This is a genomic window from Mesorhizobium sp. M7A.F.Ca.ET.027.02.1.1 (genome assembly GCF_004022985.1).
Lineage (GTDB): Bacteria > Pseudomonadota > Alphaproteobacteria > Rhizobiales > Rhizobiaceae > Mesorhizobium.
Map to the genome: position 1 here is coordinate 1 of NZ_RZOL01000784.1, position 1,130 is coordinate 1,130.

Consider the following 1,130-nt stretch of genomic DNA (forward strand, 5'->3'; position numbering starts at 1 on the left):
CATCCTGCGCGCGCTGAAGGCGCAAGCGGCGAACTGAGGGCCGAAATGACCGGGACAAGCGCCGAGACATCAGCGACCTCGCCGGAGGCGGTGGCGCAGCATCTGGCCGCCTCGCGCTATCTGGCCGATGAAAGCCTTTCGACCGCCATCTTCCTGGCAATCCGGCTGGGCAAGCCGCTGCTGCTCGAAGGCGCGCCGGGCGTCGGCAAGACGGAAGCGGCCAAAGCGATCGCCGAGCTGCTCGGCCGCGATCTGGTGCGGCTGCAATGTTATGAAGGCATCGACGCCGCGCACGCGCTCTACGAATGGAACTACCAGCGCCAACTGCTTGCCATCCGCCATGCCGGCGAACATGAGATCGACATCTACGACGACCGTTTCCTGATCGCACGACCGCTGCTGCAGGTGCTGAAGGCGCCCGAACAGCGCGTGCTGCTGGTCGACGAGATCGACCGTTCGGACCACGAATTCGAAGCGCTGCTCTTGGAATTCCTCTCCGACTTCCAGATCAGCATTCCCGAGCGCGGCACCATCCGCGCCGCCGCACAGCCGATCGTCATCCTGACCTCGAACCGCACCCGCGAGCTCGCCGAAGCGCTGCGCCGCCGATGCGTCTATCATTGGATCGGCTATCCCGACGCCGAGCGCGAGGCCGCCATCATCATGCTGCGCGCCGGCAATGTGGCTGAAGCAACGGCGCGCGCCGTGGCGGCAGCCGTGCAGACCATTCGCGCCCGGCCGCTGGCCAAGCCGCCCGGCATCGCCGAGGCCGTCGAATGGGCCAACGCGGCGACCATCTTGGAGAAAGGCGGCAGCCCGTGGCCTGAAGCCTTTCGCCGCGCCATCGGCGTGCTGATCAAGGACGAGGAAGACCTTTCCTACATCGCACCGGGGCTTGGCCGGATCGTCGAGGAGGCGCTGGCGTGACGCGGGAGGTCATTTTGCAATGCTGGCGGGAGAGCGCCCCCCTCTGCCCTGCCGGGCATCTCCCCCTCAAGGGGGGAGATCGGATGTCATCCCCGCTTTCGCTAATCGCTGACGTCGCCGAACAGAGCGAAGCGTCGAACCTGCCAATCTCCCCCCTTGAGGGGGAGATGTCCGGCAGGACAGAGGGGGGCGCCACGCAATGA

General features: G+C 66.5%; 1 protein-coding gene. It reads left to right on the forward strand.

Going from position 1 to position 1,130, the window contains the following annotated elements:
• The first annotated feature begins 45 nt into the window (after window positions 1–45).
• Window positions 46–927 carry a MoxR family ATPase gene (locus EN749_RS36115; protein ID WP_128364994.1) on the forward strand — a complete coding sequence of 294 codons (882 nt, stop codon included), beginning with the start codon at window positions 46–48 and terminating at the stop codon, window positions 925–927.
• Window positions 928–1,130: the final 203 nt, after the last annotated feature.

What these genes read in the sequence shown, in the direction of transcription:
- EN749_RS36115 (WP_128364994.1), top strand. Translation starts at nt 46, where the DNA reads ATGACCGGGACAAGCGCCGAGACATCAGCGACCTCGCCGGAGGCGGTG.